The sequence below is a fragment of the Streptomyces sp. NPDC093260 genome, from assembly GCF_040683715.1.
GTDB classification, from domain to species: Bacteria; Actinomycetota; Actinomycetes; order Streptomycetales; family Streptomycetaceae; genus Streptomyces; species Streptomyces sennicomposti.
The window spans coordinates 88,573-108,632 of sequence record NZ_JBFBEK010000009.1 but is presented as its reverse complement, the minus strand read 5'-3'; the positions used below and the strand labels follow the sequence as shown (position 1 = coordinate 108,632).

Here is a 20,060-nt window from a genome sequence, read left to right as displayed (position 1 = left end):
CGGCCCCTTGGGGCGCCGGGGCCCCAGGACGCCGGGAGCCCCGGCCGAGTCGTCGGCCGGGGCTTCCGGGGAGTGCGGGGGGCGGCGGCTACTTCTCCTCGTCGCCGTTGTCGTCGGAGTCCTGCGCGGTGTCCGCCGTACCGCCCTCCAGCAGCCGCGCCAGCTGGCGTCCGACGATGCGCTTGAACTTGCGCTGCTGCGGCCGCGTACGGTCCAGCACCGCCACCTCCAGGCGCTCGGCGGGGATCTCCCGCTCGCTGCCGTTGGTGTCGCGGGACAGGGCCTGCACCGCCAGCTTCAACGCCTCCGCCAGCGTCATCCCGTCCCGGTGACGCTGATCGAGATAGCCGCTGATCTGCTCGGCGTTGCCGCCGACCGCGACCGAGCCGTGCTCGTCCACGATCGAACCGTCGTGCGGCAGCCGGTAGATCTGGTCACCCTCCGGGGTCTCCCCCACCTCGGCGACCACCAGCTCCACCTCGTACGGCTTCTCCGCCGCACTGGAGAAGATCGTGCCCAGCGTCTGCGCGTAGACGTTCGCCAGACCGCGCGCGGTCACGTCGTCCCGGTCGTACGTGTAACCACGCAGGTCGGCGTAGCGCACACCGCCGATGCGCAAATTCTCGTACTCGTTGTACTTGCCGGCCGCGGCGAAGCCGATCCGGTCGTAGATCTCGCTGAACTTGTGCAGCGCACGGGACGGATTCTCACCGACGAACACGATGCCGTCGGCGTACTGCAGCACTACCAGGCTGCGGCCGCGGGCGATGCCCTTGCGGGCGTACTCGGCCCGGTCGGCCATGGCCTGCTGGGGTGAGACATAGAACGGCGTCGACACCGGTTATCCGTCCCTTTCTGTTGTGGTCACTGGATCACCCTGGACGAGAATCCGCCGCCGCCTACAGCAGCGCGGCCCGCGGGCCGTCGGGCTGCTCCAGACGCCGCTGCAGCACCGAGCGGGCGATCTCGGAGGACTCGTCCTCGGTCAGTCGGCGGAAGCCGTCATCGGTGATCACGGTGACGATCGGATAGATCCGGCGGGCGACATCGGGACCGCCGGTCGCCGAGTCGTCGTCTGCCGCGTCGTACAGGGCCTGCACCACCAAAGTCGTCGCCTCGGCCTCGGACAGGTCCTCGCGGTACAGCTTCTTCATGGCGCCGCGCGCGAAGATCGAACCCGAGCCGGTCGCCGCGTACCCGTGCTCCTCGCTGCGGCCGCCGGTGACGTCGTAGGAGAAGATGCGGCCCTTGTCACGGTCCACGTCGTAACCCGCGAACAGCGGGACCACGGCCAGCCCCTGCATGGCCATGCCCAGGTTGGAACGGATCATGGTCGACAGCCGGTTCGCCTTGCCCTCCAGCGAGAGCTGCGCTCCCTCGACCTTCTCGAAGTGCTCCAGCTCCAGCTGGAACAGCTTGACCATCTCCACGGCCAGACCGGCCGTGCCGGCGATGCCGACGGCCGAGTACTCGTCCGCCGGGAACACCTTCTCGATGTCCCGCTGCGCGATGACGTTCCCCATGGTCGCCCGCCGGTCACCGGCCAGCACGACGCCCCCCGGGAAGGTCACGGCCACGATCGTGGTGCCGTGCGGCGCCTCGATGACGCCCTGGGTGGGCGGCAGCTGCCGCTTGCCGGGCAACAGCTCCGGCTGATGCTCGGCGAGGAAGTCCATGAAGGACGAGGACCCAGGCGTCAGGAAGGCAGCCGGTAGACGCCCGGTGCTACGAGTGTTGGCTTCCACGCGTTTCCTTCCACATATGCAGCAGCCCGCCTTATGGCATCGGGCCGATCCTTGAACTGCCCCAGTGCGGCATTGCAGCTGAAGCACAGTACGCCACGGACCCTACCCGTCTCATGGCGGTGATCCACATGCTCGGGAAGGGCCGACAGACATACGCAGCAGACGCCCCCCTGGAAGACGACCAGCTCGTCGCGCTCGGCTTCGGTGAGGGCGTACTGACGCCCGCCGCCCGCGGAGCGCCCCGCACGCCCTGCAGCGAGTGGACAGGCCGTCCGAGGCCGTGGCGTTCCGATGCCGCTCACGGTGAGGCTCGATCTCGCCGCACGTCCGGCGGAGCTTGCGCCCTGCCGGGACGCCGGCCTTCTCGCGGACCTGCTTGCCGATGGCTTCCCGGCGGCGCCGGTAGTGCGCGGCACTGCATTCCGCCACGCACTACCGGCAATGCGCCTGGGGCCGTCACGCCGATTCCTGTCGCGCGCGAACGCGGCAAGAGGCAGCTCCTGCTTGTGCTTCCTGCAGCCCTTCGTGTGTGGACCGCCGGACACATCCACCCCCGTACCTTCGCTTCCAAGCAGGAAGGCCGACTGGACCTTTACTCTCCGCCCTTTTGCACGAAGGAACGCACGAAGTCCTCGGCGTTGGACTCGAGTACATCGTCGATTTCGTCCAGGACGTCGTCGACGTCGTCGCTCAGCTTCTCGTGGCGTTCCTTCAGGTCGTCGCTCGCCTGGGCGTCCTGTGCCTGCTCCTCGACCTCCTCGGTCGAGCGCGTGGCCTTCTGCTGCCCGCCGCCGGTGTCCTTGGTCGCCATAACCCTCACCCCGCTCAGTTCGGTTCGCCCGACATGGTCGGCATTACGGCCGATCGGTGATGATCAGACCCTACAAGTTGGGTCCGACATCGGCCCCGCAGTTTCCGCAACGTACGGGGCCCGTCTCGATGATTCCCGGGCGCCGGGGTTTCCACCCCGGTCGGCCGGCCCGGTTCGAGTACCCATTCAGTGGCCGGACAGGACCCTGACCAGGTCCTCCGCCGTGCGGCAGCGGTCCAGCAGCTCCTTGACGTGATTACGCGTTCCGCGAAGCGGTTCCAGGGTTGGGACGCGCTGGAGGGAGTCGCGGCCCGGGAGGTCGAAGATGACCGAGTCCCAGGAGGCCGCCGCCACGTCGTCGGCGTACTGCTCCAGGCACCGTCCGCGGAAGTAGGCCCGGGTGTCCTCCGGGGGCTTCCTGCGGGCCCGGTCGACCTCGCTCTCCTCCAGCAGGCGCTTCATGCGGCCGCGGGCCGCCAGACGGTTGTACAGGCCCTTCTCGGCGCGCACGTCGGCGTACTGGAGGTCGAGCAGGTGGAGCTTGGCGGCGTCCCAGTCGAGGCCGTCACGGCGGCGGTACCCCTCCATGAGCTCCCGCTTCGCGACCCAGTCCAGCTCGCCGGCCAGGCTCATCGGATCGTTCTCCAGCCGGTTGAGGGTGTCCTCCCAGCGGGTCAGGACGTCCTTGGTCTGGTCGTCGGCGTCGGCGCCGAAGCGCTCCTCGACGTATTTACGGGCCAGCTCGAAGTACTCCATCTGGAGCTGCACCGCGGTCAGCGTCCGGCCGCTGCGCAGCGTGATCAGACGCTTGAGCGAGGGGTCGTGCGAGACCTGGTGCAGGGTGCGTACGGGCTGGTCGACGGCCAGGTCGACGGCGATGAAGCCGTCCTCGATCATGGACAGGACCAGCGCGGTCGTGCCGAGCTTGAGGTAGGTGGAGATCTCCGAGAGGTTGGCGTCGCCGATGATCACGTGCAGCCGCCGGTACTTCTCGGCGTCGGCGTGCGGTTCGTCGCGGGTGTTGATGATGGGCCGCTTGAGGGTGGTCTCCAGGCCCACCTCGACCTCGAAGTAGTCCGCGCGCTGGCTGAGCTGGAAGCCGTGTTCGTGGCCGTCCTGGCCGATGCCGACCCGGCCGGCGCCCGTGACGACCTGGCGGGAGACGAAGAAGGGCGTCAGGTGGCGCACGATGTCCGAGAAGGCGGTTTCCCGCTTCATCAGGTAGTTCTCGTGCGTGCCGTAGGAGGCGCCCTTGTTGTCGGTGTTGTTCTTGTAGAGGTGGATGGGCTGCGCGCCGGGCAGTTGGGCGGCCCGCTCGGCGGCCTCGGCCATGATCCGCTCGCCGGCCTTGTCCCACAGGACGGCGTCGCGCGGGTTGGTCACCTCGGGGGCGCTGTACTCGGGGTGGGCGTGGTCGACGTAGAGCCGGGCGCCGTTGGTCAGGATGACGTTGGCCAGGCCGATGTCCTCGTCGGTGAGCTGGCTGGAGTCGGCGGCCTCGCGGGCGAGGTCGAAGCCGCGGGCGTCCCGCAGCGGGTTCTCCTCCTCGAAGTCCCAGCGGGCCCGGCGGGCCCGGTGCATCGCCGCGGCGTAGGCGTTGACGATCTGGGACGAGGTGAGCATGGCATTGGCGTTCGGGTGACCGGGGACGGAGATCCCGTACTCCGTCTCGATGCCCATCACTCGCCGTACGGTCATGCGGCCCTCCTTGCCCGGCGGCGCCCTCGGTCGAGGGCGGCGCTCAAGTACCGCTGATGCTCGGGTGCCGGTGCGGTGCCCGTCCCCGCACTGCGCGACCCGGCGGTACGAAAGAGCCTAGAACGCCTCTGCGCTGGTGGGGAGATCATTTGCGTCATTGCCTGCTCCATGCGTGGCCCTGGAAAACAGGTCGGCTGCGGGTACCCTCCGTGGGAACCCGCAGCCGCCCCGTTTTTACAGGTACTGACCGGTGTTCGCCACCGTGTCGATGGAGCGTCCGGTGTCCGCGCCCTGCTTTCCGGTGATCAGGGTGCGGATGTAGACGATCCGCTCGCCCTTCTTTCCGGAGATCCGGGCCCAGTCGTCCGGGTTGGTGGTGTTGGGCAGGTCCTCGTTCTCCTTGAACTCGTCCACGCATGCCTGGAGGAGGTGGGAGACGCGCAGGCCCTTCTGGTTCTTCTCCAGGAAGTCCTTGATCGCCATCTTCTTGGCCCGGCCCACGATGTTCTCGATCATGGCACCGGAATTGAAGTCCTTGAAGTAGAGGACTTCCTTGTCGCCGTTGGCGTAGGTGACCTCCAGGAAGCGGTTCTCCTCGGATTCGGCGTACATGTGCTCGACCGCGGTCTGGATCATGGCCTGGACCGTGGCGTCCTTCTCGCCGCCGTGCTCCGAGAGGTCGTCCGCGTGCAGCGGGAGACGCTCGGTGAGGTACTTCGCGAAGATGTCCTTGGCCGCTTCGGCGTCGGGACGCTCGATCTTGATCTTCACGTCGAGCCGGCCGGGCCGCAGGATGGCGGGGTCGATCATGTCCTCGCGGTTGGAGGCGCCGATCACGACCACGTTCTGCAGGCCCTCCACGCCGTCGATCTCGGCGAGGAGCTGCGGGACGATGGTGTTCTCCACGTCCGAGCTGACGCCGGAGCCGCGGGTGCGGAAGAGGGATTCCATCTCGTCGAAGAAGACGATGACGGGGGTGCCCTCGCTGGCCTTCTCCCGGGCCCGCTGGAAGACGAGGCGGATCTGCCGCTCGGTCTCGCCGACGTACTTGTTCAGCAGCTCGGGGCCCTTGATGTTGAGGAAGAAGCTCTTGCCGGCGGCCTGGCCCGTCACCTCGGCGACCTTCTTGGCCAGCGAGTTCGCGACGGCCTTGGCGATGAGCGTCTTGCCGCATCCGGGCGGCCCGTAGAGCAGGACGCCCTTGGGCGGGCGCAGTTCGTGCTCCTTGAACAGGTCCGGGTAGAGGTAGGGCAGCTCGACGGCGTCCCGGATCATCTCGATCTGGTTGCCGAGGCCGCCGATCTGCTCGTAGCCGATGTCGGGCACCTCTTCGAGGACGAGTTCCTCGACCTCGCTCTTGGGCACGACTTCGTAGACGTAGCCGGACCTGGGTTCGAGCAGGAGGGCGTCGCCGGCGCGGATGGTGACGTCCAGCAGCGGCTCGGCGAGCCGTACCACCCGCTCCTCGTCGGTGTGCCCGATCACCAGGGCGCGCTCGCCGTCCTCGAGGATCTCCTTGAGGGTGACGATGTCGCCGACGCGCTCGAACTCCATCGCGTCGACCACGTTGAGCGCTTCGTTGAGCATCACTTCCTGGCCGCGCCGGAGCTCGTCGAGCTCGACGCTGGGGCTGACGTTCACCCTCAGCTTGCGGCCGCCGGTGAAGATGTCGGCCGTGCCGTCCTCGTTGGCCTGCAGGAAGACGCCGAAGCCGGCGGGCGGCTGGGCCAGCCGGTCGACCTCTTCCTTGAGGGCCACGATCTGGTCGCGGGCCTCGCGGAGCGTGTTCGCCAGTCGTTCGTTCTGCGCGGACACGCCGGCCAGATTGGTCTGCAGCTCGACGATCCGCTCTTCGAGAATCCTCGTGTGTCGCGGAGAGTCGGCGAGCTTGCGTCGCAGGACGGCGATCTCCTGCTCAAGGTAGGCGATCTGCCCGGCCGGGTCGTCGGACCCTCGTCCCGGGCGGATGCCGCGGTTCATGTCGTCGTCGTGGGCTGCCACGGTCCTCACCTCCTCCAAGGGGAGCTGGACGCTTCCAGACCCTACCTGGGTGGGTGTCGATTGAAACCCCTAGATCACAAAGACTGTCGGGGTGTGTCCGATCTTCACCCTTGCGCTCTCCCTCACGCCAGGGGAATACCCACCGAACGCGATTGGAAAGCCGTCAGAGGTAGGGTCGAGTCGTTCAACACCCGTCAGAGCTGGCCGGATTCCCGCGCGGTTCGACGTGACAGGTCAGGAGATGTGAGCGTGCAGCAGCAGACCGCGGACGGCGGCGAGGCACTGGAGGTCTGGATCGACCAGGACCTGTGCACCGGTGACGGGATCTGCGCGCAGTACGCGCCCGAGGTGTTCGAGCTGGACATCGACGGTCTGGCCTACGTGAAGGGCGCGGACGACGAGCTGCTCCAGGCCAGGGGGGCGACAACGCCCGTGCCGCTGCCGCTTCTCACGGACGTGGTGGACTCGGCGCGGGAGTGCCCCGGCGAGTGCATCCATGTGCGGCGTGTTTCGGACAGGGTGGAAGTGTACGGACCTGACGCGGAGTGATCGCACGAGCGCCTGTCGTCACTGCTGTCTGATTTCTCACACGCGTGGCGGGCAAGGGACTCGGATGCGTCAGATACTGCGGGCCCGGGCGGGAGCGGAACGGACGAACGCGCCGTTCTTCCACTGCCACTTCGCGCCCTCCTTGAGGTCCGGGCAGCAATTGGGCACGTCGGGCGAGGAGTAGCCGAGCAGGGTGGCGGTGATCTGGCCTGCGTGTACCGCGAAGTCGGTGACGGTGTACCGGTCCTTGGGGTCGACGAGGGTGGCCACCACGCGCGGCGCGGTCGCGCCGCGGGCCCGGGTGAGGACGTAGACGCCGTCGGGCGGGGTGCCCATGGAGGCGTCGCAGTGGACGACGGCCACGGTCTCGGGCCGGCCGTCGCCGTCGAGGTCCCCGGTGGCCTTCTTCGCCACGACCGCCTTCACGGGGCCGCAGTCGACGGGGAAGGTCACGCCCGTGGTGCTGGGCGGGGCGACGGCGGCGGGGGCGCTCCTGGTCTCGCCGGGCCCGGACTGGGCGGCGGTGGCGGAGCCGGGCTGGAGGGCCGAGGAGAGGGCGATCACACCGGCTACGGCGGTCGCGGTGGCGACCCAGTGGACGGGGCGGGTGTGCGTGTGTGCCAGGTCCGGGACGGCGGAGTGCTGCACTAGGAGTGTCTCCCGTGAGGGCTGTGCCGGTGGGGTGGCCAGCATCGTGCCACACGTCACAGTGCGGGGGAACGGTGGGGTGGGTACCCGGTTCCGCTCTCTGCCGCGCGGGGCCGTGTCGCCCCGCCCAACGTGAGGGTGCCGTGGCGCAGTTCCCGACCGGGGTCGGGAACTGCGCCACGGCGCCCGTTCGTTGTGTGCGGCGGGGGGCCGCCTCAGCGGCCGGCGCCGCCGTCGGCGTTGGGACCCTCGTAGTCCTCGCCGTAGGCGCCCTTGGCGGGGCGGCGGCGGCGCATGGGCGGCTCGACGCCGTCGGCGAGGCGCCGGGCGGTGAGCAGGAAGCCGGTGTGCCCGATCATGCGGTGGTCGGGGCGGACGGCCAGGCCCTCGATGTGCCAGTTGCGGATCATCGTCTCCCAGGCCGTCGGCTCGTTGAAGCAGCCGATCTCGCGGATGGACTCCACGGTCCGGGCGAGCTGGGTGGTGGTGGCGACGTAGCAGCACAGGATGCCGCCGGGGACGAGCGCCTTGGAGACGGCCTCCAGGCACTCCCAGGGGGCGAGCATGTCGAGGATGACCCGGTCGACCTCGGTGTCGGACAGGTTGTCCTGGAGGTCGCCGACGGTGAGCTGCCAGGCGGGGTGCGGGCCGCCGAAGTAGCGCTCGACGTTGGCCTGGGCGATCTCTGCGAAGTCGGCACGGCGCTCGTAGCTGTGCAGCATGCCCTGGTCGCCGATGGCGCGCAGCAGGAAGCTGCTGAGCGAGCCGGAGCCGACGCCGGCCTCCACGACGCGGGCGCCGGGGAAGATGTCGGCGAAGGCGAGGATCTGCCCCGCGTCCTTGGGATAGACGACGGCTGCCCCGCGGGGCATGGACAGGACGTAGTCGGGGAGCAGGGGACGCAGCGCGAGGTAGGCGACGTTGCCGGTGGTGCGGACAACGCTTCCCTCGGGTGCGCCGATCAGTTCGTCGTGCGGGAAGGAACCCTTGTGGGTGTGGAAGTTCTTCCCGGCCTCGAGCGTGAACGTGTAGTGGCGGCCCTTGGGGTCGGTCAGCTGTACCTGGTCCCCGACCTTGAAGGGCCCGCGACGGCGGGCGGCACCGGTCGGTTCGGACATGTGACCAGCCTACCGGCCCCTGGGAGGGCCGCCGACCACCGCTGCGCGGACCACCGCCCCGGGAAACCGGTGCTCCGGCTTCGCGGGCACGGCGCCCGGACGGGGCGGGGGTGCGGCCGGTTCAGGAGGGGCGGGCCATGGCCTTGACGAAGGCGCGCTCCACGTCGGCGGCGGACAGCACGCCGTAGATCTCGCCGGTCTCCTCGACGACGAGGTACTCGGTCGCCGGGGTGGCCCGCAGGACGTCCAGGAGCTGCTCGCCGGCCAGCTCTGCGGAGACCCGCATGCCCTCGGTGAGGTCCTGGGCGAGTTCGCCGGCCGACACCCAGGGGCGGCGGTGCTCGGGCACGCCGACGATCGCGGACTCGCGGACGATGGCCAGGGGCTCGCCGTGGCCGTCCACGACGACCAGGGCGCGGGCGCCGGCGGCGTTGGCGCGGCGCAGCGCCTCGGCCAGGGAGGTGCCGGTCTCGACGGGCACCGCACGGCGGGTGAGGGTGCGGGCGCGCAGTTCGGGGAGGTGTTCGCGCAGCCGGGCCATGCGCAGGCTGTTGCCGGCGCCGGTCCAGATGATCGCGGCGATGATGGCGGCGAGCAGGGCGTCGGTGACGGTGTCCACGCCGACGCTGCCCTCGGCGGCGTCCCCGAGGGCGCCGGACTGGCTGACCCAGGGCAGGCCGATGAGGACGGTGACGGCGAGGGCACGGCCGACCCAGGCGGCGGCGACGGTGCCGCTCATGGGCCTGCCGGTGATCTTCCAGACGACGGCGCGCAGCATCCGGCCGCCGTCCAGGGGGAGGCCGGGCAGCAGGTTGAAGACGGCGACGATGAGGTTGGAGATCATCAGGGCGGCGAGCAGGACGCCGGGGACCGTGCCGCGTTCGACGGGTTGCAGGGCGAGGTAGAAGACGCCGCCGAGGACCAGGGAGAGCAGGGGTCCGACGAAGGCGAGGACGAATTCGCGGCCGGGGGTCTCGGCCTCCTTCTCGATCTCCGAGACGCCGCCGAAGAACTGGAGTTGGATGCGGCGCACGGGGAGCTTGAAGCGGAGGGCGGCGAGGGTGTGGGCGAGTTCGTGGACGAGGACGGAGCCGTAGAAGGCGACGGCGAAGAACAGGGACACCAGGTAGCGGGCGGCGCCCAGCTCGGGCAGGACCCGGTCGAGCTGGCCGCCGAACACCCAGGTGATCAGGGCGGCGACGAGGAACCAGCTGGGTGCGACGTAGACGGGGACGCCGAAGGGGCGGCCCATGAGGATGCCGCCGCCGGGTTCCCTGGGGCGGCGGGGCGGGCGGGGGCCGCCGGGGGCGGAGTGCGCGTGGGCGCGGTCGGGGTGGGCGTCGGCGCCCGGGCCGGTGCCATGGGCTCCGGCCGGGGGGCGCTGAGGGGGTGAGGGCGGCGGGGGTGCGCCGCCCGTGCCCGGGCTGTCGCCGGCGTGGTCGCGGTCGGTGGGGCCGCCGGTGGGTTCGGGGGCGCTGCCGGGACGGTTGTCGCCGGAGGCCTTCGGCGTCTCCTCGGTCTTCCGTCCGGGGGCCGGGGCCGTACGGGGCCCGTCCGGCGTGGTGGGGTCCGCCGGGGACTGCGCCGGCTCGTCGTTGCCGGACCGCGGCTGCCCGCTTCCGCCGCTCACGTCCACGGTGTCCCCTCGTTCGAAGCGCGTTTCCCGTGCCTGCCGGACGGGAGGTCTCGGGTCGATGGTATGCGGCGGCGGCGCGCGGTCCAGCCCGGCACCCCTGACATCTGCCCCGTCGGCGCGCAGGTCGGTCGGCACGAATGGGTCACTGTCGGCGGCCGGCCGTAGGGTCTGGGGCATGGAGACGAGCACGGAGGCCCCGACACCGGAGCCCGCACCGGACCGGACACCGGAGTCCGGCCCCGCCCCGGCCACGGCCCCGACGGTGCCGGCCCAGGCGGCAGGCGCCCGGACGGCCACCGGGCAGGCGGTGGGCGGGACGGCGACGGACGAGGAGCCGGCGGACGGCGCGGACACGGGCATGGCGGCGCCGGACGGCGCGGGCGGAGCGGACGCGGAAGTGACAGCGCCGGACGGCGCGGCCGCCGGCGCGGGCCGGGCGGCGGTGCCGCCGGCCTCGTTGTCGCCCTCGCGGGCCGGGGACTTCATGCAGTGCCCGCTGCTGTACCGCTTCCGGGTGATCGACCGGCTGCCGGAGAAGCCGAGCGAGGCGGCGACGCGCGGCACCCTGGTGCACGCGGTGCTTGAGCGCCTGTTCGACGCGCCGGCCGCGGAGCGCACCCCGCCCCGGGCCAGGGCGCTGATCCCCGGTCAGTGGGACCGGCTGCGCGAGTCCCGGCCGGAGCTGGTGGAGCTGTTCGCCGACGACACGGACGGTGAGCGGCTGGCGCGCTGGCTGTCGGAGGCGGAGCGGCTGGTGGAGCGCTGGTTCACGCTGGAGGACCCGACCCGTCTGGAGCCGGCCGAGCGGGAGCTGTTCGTGGAGGCGGAGCTGGCCTCAGGGCTCCGGCTGCGCGGCATCATCGACCGGGTGGACGTCGCCCCGACGGGCGAGGTGCGGATCGTCGACTACAAGACGGGCAAGGCGCCCCGTCCCGAGTACGCCGAGAGCGCCCTGTTCCAGATGAAGTTCTACGCCCTGGTGGTGTGGCGGCTGAAGAGGGTCGTCCCGCGGCGGCTCCAGCTGGTGTACCTGGGCAGCGGCGACGTGCTGACGTACGACCCGGTCCCGGCCGATCTGGAGCGGATCGAACGCAAGCTGCACGCGCTGTGGGAGGCGATCCGGCAGGCCACCGAGACCGGTGACTGGCGGCCGCGGCCCACCAAGCTGTGCGGCTGGTGCGACCACCGGGCGCACTGCCCGGAGTTCGGCGGCACTCCCCCGCCCTACCCGCTGCCCCTGGCACCGGCCGCACCGCCGGTGCAGGGCAGAATGGGCGTGGACTAGGGAACCGGCGAAGGAGACTCACGTGGCCATCCGCGTCCTACTGGTCGACGACCAGCCACTGCTGCGCACCGGATTCCGGATGATCCTGGAGGCGGAGCAGGATCTCGCGGTCGTGGGCGAGGCCGGCGACGGTCTGCAGGCCCTGGACCAGGTGCGGGCGCTGCAGCCCGACGTGGTGCTGATGGACATCCGCATGCCGCGGATGGACGGCGTGGAGGCGACCCGGCAGATCACCGGTCCCGAGCGCGACGGCCCGGCGAAGGTGCTGGTGCTGACCACGTTCGATCTCGACGAGTACGTGGTGGAGGCGCTGCGCGCCGGGGCGAGCGGCTTCCTGCTGAAGGACGCTCCCGCCGACGAGCTGGTGCAGGCGATCCGTGTGGTGGCGGCGGGCGAGGCGATGCTCGCGCCGAGCATCACCCGCCGGCTGCTGGACAAGTACGCCACGCATCTGCCCTCGGGCGAGGAGCCGGTGCCGGACACCCTGCACACCCTCACCGAGCGTGAGGTGGAGGTGCTGAAGCTGGTGGCGCGCGGCCTGTCGAACGCGGAGATCGCCGCGGACCTGTTCGTCAGCGAGACGACCGTCAAGACGCATGTGGGGCACGTGCTGACGAAGCTGGGGCTGCGGGACCGGGTGCAGGCGGCGGTGTACGCGTACGAGAGCGGTCTGGTGCGGCCGGGCGCGCAGTAGCGGTTCGCCGGTACGGCTCCCGCGGGACCGGCCCGGTGCGACCGCCGGCACGAGCGAGGGCGCCCCTCCCGGAGTTCCGGGAGGGGCGCCCTCGCTCGTGCGGGTGATGCGGCGTCAGCTGCTCACGCCCCGGCCGAGCTGCCACAGCTGGAGCGTCGAGGCGGAGTTGAGGGCGTACGCGGCGCCCGTGATGTCGTCGCGGGCCGCGATGTACTGCTTGCCCTGCCACAGCGGCAGCACCGGGACGTCATCGGCGACGGCGTCCTGGATGTCCGTCAGGCTGCTGGAGGCGGAGAGCCGGTCGGCCTGGCGGCGGGACTGCGGGATCAGCTCGTTGCGGATCTTGTCGTTGACGTAGGGCGAGCCGAGGAAGTTGTTCTTGTCGAGGAACGGTGCGAGGAAGCTGTCGGCGTCCGGGAAGTCGGGGAACCAGCCCATCCCGTAGACGTCGTAGGAGCCCTTCTGCTCGGCCGGGCGGAACACCTTCCACTCGGTGCCCTCGATGCCGACGTCGAACAGGCCGCTGGCGTTGAGCTGCTGTTGCAGGATCTGGAACTCCTGCTTGGTGGCCGAACCGTAGTGGTCGGTCGTGTAGTGCAGCGTCAGCTTCACCGGGGTGGTGATGCCGGCCTTCTTCAGCAGCGTGCGCGCCTTGCTGTCGCTGGGGTCGCCGTACTTGTTGAAGAAGGAGTTGGAGTGGCCGGTGATGGTCGCCGGGACCAGCGAGTACAGCGGCTCGGCCTGGGTGCCGTAGACCTTGGCGACCAGGGCGCTGCGGTTGACGATCTGCGCCATGGCCTGGCGGACGGCCTTGTCCTTGACGCTGGGGGCGTCGGTGTTGAAGGCCAGGTAGCGGATCTCCAGGCCGGGCATCTCGACCACGTCGACGTTGCCGCCCGAGGCGTTGGAGAGCTTCTTGATCTGCTCGGGCGACATGGTGCGGGACATGACGTCGATGTCACCCTTGTCCAGGGCGGTTCCCATGGCGTCGGCGTCCGCGAAGGAACGGATCTGCACCTTGTCGTTGTTGAGCTGGAGCGTCCCCTTGTACTTGGGGTTCTTGGTGAAGACGGCGTCGACCATCTCGCCGTTCTTGACGTCGGCCTTCATCGTGTACGGGCCGGAGCCGTCCATCTGGAAGCCGTCGCGCAGCTTGTTCTTCTCGTAGTCCTTGGGGTTGACGATGCCCGCGACGGGCGTCGACAGCTTGTACGGGAAGGTGGCGTCGGCGGTGTTGAGGTGGAAGATGACCTCGCGGTCGCCCTGGGTCTCGACCGTGTCGACGGTGGAGAGCAGGGCGGCGACACCGCTGTCGGCGTTGATGGCGCGGGCGCGGTCGACGGAGTACTTCACGTCCGCCGCGGTGACCTTGTCGCCGTTGGCGAACTCCAGGCCGTCACGCAGGGTGCAGGCGTAGCGTTCGTTGCCGCTGTCGGTGAAGCCGCACTTCTCGGCCGCCTCGGGGACGGGGTCGCCGTCGCCCTTGGGCTGGATCATCAGGGTCTGCACCGTCTGGCGCAGGATGTTCCAGGTGCCGACGTCGTAGGCGAAGGCCGGGTCGAGGGGGGCCGGTGCGTCCTCGGAGGCGGTGAACCGGTCCGTGGTGCCGACGACGATGGCGTTACCGCTGTCGCTTCCGCTGTCGGACCCGCCGCACGCGGCGAGTACCGGCGCGAGCAGGCCGACGACGGCCGGCAGCACCAAAGTCTTGCGGTTCATGCTCGGGTTTCTCCAGGGCTGTCAGGTCCGTGTACCCGGCGTGCTGAGGGTGTGTCGCGGCGGATCACGGGGTTGGTTCGATGTACTCGCGACGAGATTAGTCCGCGCCCGCGCGGCGGCTCCCGGCCGCCGGAGGCGGGGTGTCATCACACAGCGGAACCGGGTGTGGACACACCGAAAACGCGCCAGTGGAAGGATTCGTGCAGCGTCTCACCAAACGGGACACAAGGGCACGCGCACCTTGCCGGAAAGGGGGCGGGAAGCACATCGCGCCTTCCCTGTCGACCCTGATGCAGGTGATGAACGTCACCTCGACAACTCTGCGCAGCCGTAGCGGAATTCAGCCGTCCGGCGTGTTTAGCGTGCTTTCCGGGGCGCGCCGGAGGGGCGGTCCGGCCCGCGCCGGACGCCGTTCCGGCACACCCGCTCACGCCCGGTCCGGCATCCTCACGGACGCCCGGTCCGGCACCCCCTCGATGCCCTGCGGGCGGCTAACACGTGTGCGTGACCAGACCCTGCAGGAAGGGCAGGTCCACCTCTTCGAGCGAGGCGACGACCGTGCGCCGGTGGGCGGGGGCGATGGGGGCGATGGAGGGCACGGCGACCACGTGGCAGCCGGCCGCCTCGGCCGCGGCGACGCCGGTCGCGGTGTCCTCGACGACCGCGCACCGGGCCGGGTCCACATCGAGGCGGGTGGCGGCCAGCAGATACGGGTCGGGGTACGGCTTGGTGCGGGCCACCTCGTCGCCGGCGACGGACAGGTCGAAGTGCTGCGGGCCGAGCGCGGCGAGCACGCGGTCGATGATGCGCCGGTGGGACGCGGAGACCAGGGCGGTGGGGATCCGGTGCGCCGACAGTTCGGACAGCAGGCGCGCGGCGCCCGGCATCAGCGGCACGGCGCCCCCGATACGCTCCTCGAAACCCTGGTTCAGCAGCACGGTCAGCTCGGCGAGGGTGACGGCGGCGCCGGTGGCCTCGATCAGGAAGCCGGCGCTGCGGGTCATGGGACCGCCGACGACGACGTGTCTCCAGGCCTCGTCCAGGGTGTGTCCGAGGGCGGCGAACACCGCGACCTCGACGTCCCACCAGAAGCCCTCCGTGTCCACCAGGGTGCCGTCCATGTCGAGGAGCACGGCCTGGAGAGCTGAGCCGTCCGAGTACCGGGTTCCGAGCGCGGGGACCGTACTGGTCATCCTGGCGCACCTCCTTGAGGGACGAGCAGGCCGGTTCCCGCGCGGGGAACCGGCCTGCAGTGGACCGACCAGTCTACGACGTGATCGGTACGAACGGCTCATGGACGACGCGCCACGCTTCCGCGTACCCCCGTTCGCCGGACGCCGAACGGGGAAACCGGACAGCGGGCGGGCCGCGGCGCCACGAGCCCCGTGGGCCGCCCGCGAGCCGGACGGCGGACGTCATGGCCGCACGCCGCCCGGAGCAACCGCACGTCGGCGGGCGCCCGAGGCCGGGAGGGCGGCGGACCTGGCGATCCCGCCCGCCGCCCTCCCGGACCGCCTCAGCGGGCGTTGAAGTACTTCGCCTCCGGGTGGTGGATGACGATCGCGTCCGTGGACTGCTCCGGGTGGAGCTGGAACTCCTCGGAGAGGTGGACGCCGATGCGCTCCGGCTGGAGCAGGTCGGCGATCTTCGCGCGGTCCTCCAGGTCGGGGCAGGCGCCGTAGCCGAGGGAGAAGCGCGCGCCCCGGTACTTCAGGGCGAACATGTCCTCCACGTCGGCCGGGTCCTCGCCGCCGAAGCCGAGTTCGGCGCGGACCCGGGCGTGCCAGTACTCGGCGAGGGCCTCGGCCAGCTGCACGGACAGGCCGTGCAGCTCCAGGTACTCGCGGTAGGCGTCGGAGGCGAACAGCCGTGCGGTCTCCTCGCCGATGCGGGAGCCGACGGTGACGACCTGGAAGCCGACGACGTCCTGCTCGCCGGACTCCTCCGGGCGGAAGAAGTCGGCCAGGCACAGCCGCCGGCCGCGGCGCTGGCGCGGGAAGGTGAAGCGGGTGCGCTCGTTGCCCCGCTCGTCCAGGACGATCAGGTCGTCGTCCTTGGACACGCACGGGAAGTAGCCGTAGACGACGGCGGCTTCCAGCAGGTTCTCGGTGTGCAGCCGGTCCAGCAGGCCGCGCAGCCGGGGCCGGCCCTCTGTCTCCACCAGTTCCTCGTAGGTGGGCCCGTCGCCGGTGCGGGCCTGCTTGAGCCCCCACTGGCCCTTGAACAGAGCGCCCTCGTCCAGCCAGTTCGCGTACTCCTTGAGCTGGATGCCCTTGATCACCCGGGTGCCCCAGAACGGCGGCTCGGGGACCGGGTTGTCGACGGCCACGTCGGAGCGGACGTGACCCTCCTCGGGACGCTGCTCCTCGACCTGGACGGCGGCCGTGGAGCGCACCCGGCGCTGCTTCAGCTCGGGCAGCTTGGCGCCGGGCACGCCCCGCTTGACGCCGATGAGGGCGTCCATCAGCCGCAGCCCCTCGAAGGCGTCGCGGGCGTAGCGGACCTCGCCCTCGTAGATCTCGTGCAGGTCCTGCTCGACGTAGGCCCGGGTCAGGGCGGCGCCGCCGAGGATCACCGGGTAGGTGGCGGCCAGTCCGCGCTGGTTCAGCTCCTCCAGGTTCTCCTTCATGATCACCGTGGACTTCACCAGCAGTCCGGACATGCCGATCACATCGGCCTTGTGCTCGTCGGCGGCTTCCAGGATCGCGGAGACGGGCTGTTTGATGCCGAGGTTGACGACGTTGTAGCCGTTGTTGGACAGGATGATGTCGACGAGGTTCTTGCCGATGTCGTGCACGTCGCCACGCACGGTGGCGAGCACGATGGTGCCCTTGCCGGCCTCGTCGGACTTCTCCATGTGCGGTTCGAGGTGGGCGACGGCCGTCTTCATCACCTCGGCGGACTGGAGGACGAACGGCAGCTGCATCTGGCCGGAGCCGAACAGCTCGCCGACGACCTTCATGCCGTCCAGGAGGGTGTCGTTGACGATGTCGAGCGCCGGACGCTGCGTCAGCGCCTCGTCCAGGTCGGCCTCCAGGCCGTTCTTCTCGCCGTCGATGATGCGCCGCTTGAGGCGCTCGTCCAGCGGGAGGGCGGCCAGTTCCTCGGCCTTGCCGGCCTTCAGGGACTTCGCCGTGGCGCCCTCGAACAGCTGCATGAGCTTCTGCAGCGGGTCGTAGCCCTCGCGGCGGCGGTCGTAGATCAGGTCCAGGGCGGTGGTGACCTGCTCCTCGTCGAAGCGTGCGATGGGCAGGATCTTGGAGGCGTGCACGATCGCCGAGTCCAGACCGGCCTTGACGCACTCGTCCAGGAAGACCGAGTTCAGCAGGATCCGGGCGGCCGGGTTGAGGCCGAAGGAGATGTTGGACAGGCCGAGCGTGGTCTGCACCTTCGGGTGGCGCCGCTTCAGTTCGCGGATGCCTTCGATGGTGGCGATGCCGTCCTTGCGGGACTCCTCCTGGCCGGTGCAGATGGTGAAGGTCAGGCAGTCCACGAGGATGTCCTCCTCGTGGATGCCCCAGTTGCCGGTCAGGTCCTCGATCAGCCGCTCGGCGATCTCCACCTTCTTCTCGGCGGTGCGGGCCTGGCCCTCCTCGTCGATGGTGAGCGCGATCAGCGCCGCGCCGTGCTCGCGGGCCAGCGCGGTGACCTTCGCGAACCGGGACTCGGGGCCGTCGCCGTCCTCGTAGTTCACGGAGTTGATCACGGCCCGGCCGCCGAGCTTCTCCAGGCCGGCCCGGATCACCTCGACCTCGGTGGAGTCCAGCACGATCGGCAGCGTGGAGGCGGTGGCGAACCGGCCGGCCAGTTCCGCCATGTCAGCGACGCCGTCCCGGCCGACGTAGTCCACGCACAGGTCGAGCATGTGCGCGCCCTCACGGATCTGGTCGCGGGCCATCTCCACGCAGTCGTCCCAGCGTCCGTCCAGCATGGCCTCGCGGAACTTCTTCGAGCCGTTGGCGTTGGTGCGCTCGCCGATCGCCAGGTAGGAGGTGTCCTGGCGGAAGGGGACCGTCTGGTAGAGGGAGGCGGCGCCGGGCTCGGGGCGCGGGTCGCGCTCCACCGGGGCCACGTCGCGCACCCGCTCCACGAGCTGGCGCAGGTGTTCGGGCGTGGTGCCGCAGCAGCCGCCGACCAGGGACAGGCCGTAGTCGCGGACGAAGTTCTCCTGCGCGTCCGCCAGGCCCTCGGGGTCGAGCGGGAAGTGCGCGCCGTCCTTGGTGAGGATGGGCAGGCCGGCGTTGGGCATGCACAGCAGCGGGATGCGGGAGTGCCGGGTGAGGTAGCGCAGGTGCTCGCTCATCTCGGCGGGGCCGGTCGAGCAGTTCAGGCCGATCATGTCGATGCCGAGCGGTTCCAGGGCGGTGAGCGCCGCGCCGATCTCCGAGCCGAGGAGCATGGTGCCGGTGGTCTCGAACGCCATCGACACCAGCAGCGGCACGTCCGCCCCGGTGGCCTCCATGGCACGCCGGGCGCCGAGGACCGAGGCCTTGGTCTGCAGCAGGTCCTGCGTGGTCTCCACGATCAGCGCGTCGGCGCCGCCGGCCAGCAGGCCCTCGGCGTTGGCCTGGTAGCCGTCCCGGATGGTGGTGTAGCCGACGTGGCCGAGGGTGGGCAGCTTGGTGCCGGGGCCGATGGAGCCGAGCACCCAGCGGGTGCGGCCGTCCTGGCCCGTGTACTCGTCGGCCAGCTCGCGGGCGAGGCGTGCGCCGGCCTCGGACAGCTCGTGCACCCGGTCGGCGATTTCGTACTCGGAGGCCGCGGTGTGGTTGGCGCCGAAGGTGTTGGTCTCCACGCAGTCGACGCCCGCGTCGAAGTAGGCGGCGTGCACCGAGCGCACGATGTCGGGCCGGGTGACGTTCAGAATCTCGTTGCAGCCCTCGAGGTTCTGGAAGTCCTCGAGGGTGGGGTCCTGGGCCTGGAGCATGGTGCCCATCGCTCCGTCGGCGACCACCACTCGGGTGGCGAGCGCCTCGCGGAGGGCGGACACACGGGTCCGGCTGTCGGCGGAAGGGGACGGCGGCAACGAGGCCATGAAGGGGCTCCCTTAGGTGCGACGGCTGTCGGCTTTGCGTCTTCCCCGGGCGGTTCCGCGCGCTCGGCACGGAGCTGTCCGGGGACGGTGCACGCCGCAAGCGTAGCGGGGGCCGGGCCCTGATGTTCAGGGCGTCCACGGGGCGGACGAGGATGGCCCCGGGTCACGTCGAGGCGACGGACGTCGTCACAGGTGTCGACCGACCATTAGCGGTGAGTCGGCATCGACCGGTAGTGTTCGACATTGCCGAACGGCGGTAGACGAGATCACCACCGACGGCCGAGGGGACGGAGGGCAGGACGGCGATGGCACGGAACATCCAGTCGCTCGAACGGGCGGCCGCGATGCTGCGGCTGCTCGCGGGCGGCGAGCGACGGCTCGGCCTGTCGGACATCGCCTCGTCGCTGGGCCTCGCCAAAGGCACCGCGCACGGCATACTGCGCACCCTCCAGCAGGAGGGTTTCGTCGAACAGGACGACGCCTCCGGGCGCTACCAGCTGGGCGCGGAGCTGCTGCGCCTGGGCACCACCTATCTCGACGTGCACGAACTGCGGGCGCGTGCCCTCGTGTGGGCCGACGACCTCGCGCGGTCGAGCGGGGAGAGCGTCTATCTGGGCGTGCTGCACCAGCAGGGCGTGCTGATCGTGCACCACGTCTTCCGCCCGGACGACAGCCGGCAGGTGCTGGAGATCGGGGCGATGCAGCCGCTGCACTCCACCGCGCTCGGCAAGGTGCTGTCGGCCTACGACCCGGTGGCGCACAGCGAGGCGCTGGAGGCCGAGCGCAAGGTGTTCACCGACCGCACGGTGTGCGGCGTCGAGGACTTCGAGCACATCCTCGACCTCACACGAGCGCGGGGCTACGCGGCCGATGTGGAGGAGACCTGGGAGGGCGTCGCGTCCATCGCGGCGCCCATCCACGACCGGCGGCGGATGCCGGTGGGCGCGGTCGGCATCACGGGCGCCGTGGAGCGGGTGCGGCCGGACGGCGAACTGCGCCCCGAGCTGATCGCCGCGGTGCGCGACTGCGCCCGCGCCGTCTCCCGGGACCTGGGCGCCGGGCGCTTCTGAGTTCCAGTACGGCGGGAGCCCCGCCCGTCCCACCGGGCAGCACCAGGCAGC

Annotated in this window: 16 protein-coding genes; 4 read left to right on the top strand and 12 right to left on the bottom strand. The window is 70.6% G+C overall.

Going from position 1 to position 20,060, the window contains the following annotated elements; genetic code table 11:
• Positions 1-88: 88 nt before the first annotated feature.
• The 6 genes from prcA to arc form a co-directional block, all read right to left on the bottom strand.
• Positions 89-838 carry a proteasome subunit alpha gene (gene prcA, locus AB0N63_RS13885; RefSeq protein ID WP_365528395.1) on the bottom strand — a complete coding sequence of 250 codons (750 nt, stop codon included), beginning with the start codon at positions 836-838 and terminating at the stop codon, positions 89-91.
• Between the two features lie 61 nt (positions 839-899).
• A complete protein-coding gene (gene prcB / locus AB0N63_RS13880) occupies positions 900-1,745 on the bottom strand; it encodes a proteasome subunit beta (protein ID WP_009187736.1) in 846 nt (281 codons plus the stop codon).
• A complete protein-coding gene (locus tag AB0N63_RS13875; protein ID WP_365528391.1) occupies positions 1,697-2,047 on the bottom strand; it encodes an endonuclease VII domain-containing protein in 351 nt (116 codons plus the stop codon). The genes prcB and AB0N63_RS13875 overlap by 49 nt, the downstream gene beginning before the upstream one ends.
• Before the next feature lie 290 nt (positions 2,048-2,337).
• Positions 2,338-2,556 carry a ubiquitin-like protein Pup gene (locus tag AB0N63_RS13870; RefSeq protein WP_019986142.1) on the bottom strand — a complete coding sequence of 73 codons (219 nt, stop codon included), beginning with the start codon at positions 2,554-2,556 and terminating at the stop codon, positions 2,338-2,340.
• A gap of 186 nt (positions 2,557-2,742) precedes the next feature.
• Positions 2,743-4,254: a depupylase/deamidase Dop gene (gene dop / locus AB0N63_RS13865; RefSeq protein ID WP_365528388.1), complete on the bottom strand. Its 1,512-nt coding sequence runs from the start codon at positions 4,252-4,254 to the stop codon at positions 2,743-2,745.
• A 234-nt stretch (positions 4,255-4,488) separates the two neighbouring features.
• A complete protein-coding gene (gene arc / locus AB0N63_RS13860) occupies positions 4,489-6,255 on the bottom strand; it encodes a proteasome ATPase (RefSeq protein WP_365528385.1) in 1,767 nt (588 codons plus the stop codon).
• Positions 6,256-6,498: 243 nt separating this feature from the next.
• On the opposite strand from arc, the gene AB0N63_RS13855 reads away from it, so the two are divergent.
• Entirely contained in the window at positions 6,499-6,804 is a 306-nt protein-coding gene (locus AB0N63_RS13855) for a ferredoxin (protein ID WP_365528383.1), read from the top strand.
• Between the two features lie 69 nt (positions 6,805-6,873).
• Here the strand turns inward: AB0N63_RS13855 and AB0N63_RS13850 are convergent, their stop codons facing one another.
• The 3 genes from AB0N63_RS13850 to AB0N63_RS13840 form a co-directional block, all read right to left on the bottom strand.
• Positions 6,874-7,452 carry a hypothetical protein gene (locus AB0N63_RS13850; RefSeq protein ID WP_365528381.1) on the bottom strand — a complete coding sequence of 193 codons (579 nt, stop codon included), beginning with the start codon at positions 7,450-7,452 and terminating at the stop codon, positions 6,874-6,876.
• Positions 7,453-7,667: 215 nt separating this feature from the next.
• Positions 7,668-8,570, bottom strand: coding sequence for a tRNA (adenine-N1)-methyltransferase (locus tag AB0N63_RS13845; protein WP_009187743.1), 903 nt, complete (start codon positions 8,568-8,570; stop codon positions 7,668-7,670).
• A gap of 121 nt (positions 8,571-8,691) precedes the next feature.
• A complete protein-coding gene (locus AB0N63_RS13840; protein WP_365528378.1) occupies positions 8,692-10,206 on the bottom strand; it encodes a site-2 protease family protein in 1,515 nt (504 codons plus the stop codon).
• 175 nt (positions 10,207-10,381) lie between these two features.
• Here AB0N63_RS13840 and AB0N63_RS13835 point away from each other — a divergent pair, with 175 nt between their 5' ends.
• Both AB0N63_RS13835 and AB0N63_RS13830 read left to right on the top strand, forming a co-directional pair.
• Complete coding sequence (locus AB0N63_RS13835; RefSeq protein ID WP_365528376.1) at positions 10,382-11,491, top strand: PD-(D/E)XK nuclease family protein; 1,110 nt, start codon at positions 10,382-10,384, stop codon at positions 11,489-11,491.
• Between the two features lie 22 nt (positions 11,492-11,513).
• Complete coding sequence (locus tag AB0N63_RS13830; protein ID WP_365528373.1) at positions 11,514-12,185, top strand: response regulator transcription factor; 672 nt, start codon at positions 11,514-11,516, stop codon at positions 12,183-12,185.
• A 114-nt stretch (positions 12,186-12,299) separates the two neighbouring features.
• Here the strand turns inward: AB0N63_RS13830 and AB0N63_RS13825 are convergent, their stop codons facing one another.
• The 3 genes from AB0N63_RS13825 to metH all read right to left on the bottom strand — a co-directional run bounded on the left by AB0N63_RS13825 (position 12,300) and on the right by metH (position 18,939).
• Positions 12,300-13,904 (bottom strand): ABC transporter substrate-binding protein, encoded by a 1,605-nt coding sequence (locus AB0N63_RS13825; protein WP_365528371.1) that lies wholly within the window; start codon positions 13,902-13,904, stop codon positions 12,300-12,302.
• 491 nt (positions 13,905-14,395) lie between these two features.
• Positions 14,396-15,097 (bottom strand): HAD family phosphatase, encoded by a 702-nt coding sequence (locus AB0N63_RS13820; protein ID WP_365528369.1) that lies wholly within the window; start codon positions 15,095-15,097, stop codon positions 14,396-14,398.
• Between the two features lie 323 nt (positions 15,098-15,420).
• On the bottom strand, positions 15,421-18,939 hold the full coding sequence (gene metH / locus AB0N63_RS13815) for a methionine synthase (RefSeq protein WP_365528366.1): 3,519 nt from the start codon (positions 18,937-18,939) through the stop codon (positions 15,421-15,423).
• A gap of 305 nt (positions 18,940-19,244) precedes the next feature.
• On the opposite strand from metH, the gene AB0N63_RS13810 reads away from it, so the two are divergent.
• Positions 19,245-20,009, top strand: a complete 765-nt coding sequence (locus AB0N63_RS13810; RefSeq protein WP_009187750.1) for an IclR family transcriptional regulator — start codon at positions 19,245-19,247, stop codon at positions 20,007-20,009.
• Positions 20,010-20,060: the final 51 nt, after the last annotated feature.

Excerpts from the sequence above, each read along its gene's own strand:
- AB0N63_RS13870 (WP_019986142.1), bottom strand. The coding sequence starts at position 2,556 with ATGGCGACCAAGGACACCGGCGGCGGGCAGCAGAAGGCCACGCGCTCG.
- dop (WP_365528388.1), bottom strand. The coding sequence starts at position 4,254 with ATGACCGTACGGCGAGTGATGGGCATCGAGACGGAGTACGGGATCTCC.
- AB0N63_RS13845 (WP_009187743.1), bottom strand. The coding sequence starts at position 8,570 with ATGTCCGAACCGACCGGTGCCGCCCGCCGTCGCGGGCCCTTCAAGGTC.
- AB0N63_RS13835 (WP_365528376.1), top strand. The coding sequence starts at position 10,382 with ATGGAGACGAGCACGGAGGCCCCGACACCGGAGCCCGCACCGGACCGG.
- AB0N63_RS13825 (WP_365528371.1), bottom strand. The coding sequence starts at position 13,904 with ATGAACCGCAAGACTTTGGTGCTGCCGGCCGTCGTCGGCCTGCTCGCG.
- AB0N63_RS13820 (WP_365528369.1), bottom strand. The coding sequence starts at position 15,097 with ATGACCAGTACGGTCCCCGCGCTCGGAACCCGGTACTCGGACGGCTCA.
- metH (WP_365528366.1), bottom strand. The coding sequence starts at position 18,939 with ATGGCCTCGTTGCCGCCGTCCCCTTCCGCCGACAGCCGGACCCGTGTG.
- AB0N63_RS13810 (WP_009187750.1), top strand. The coding sequence starts at position 19,245 with ATGGCACGGAACATCCAGTCGCTCGAACGGGCGGCCGCGATGCTGCGG.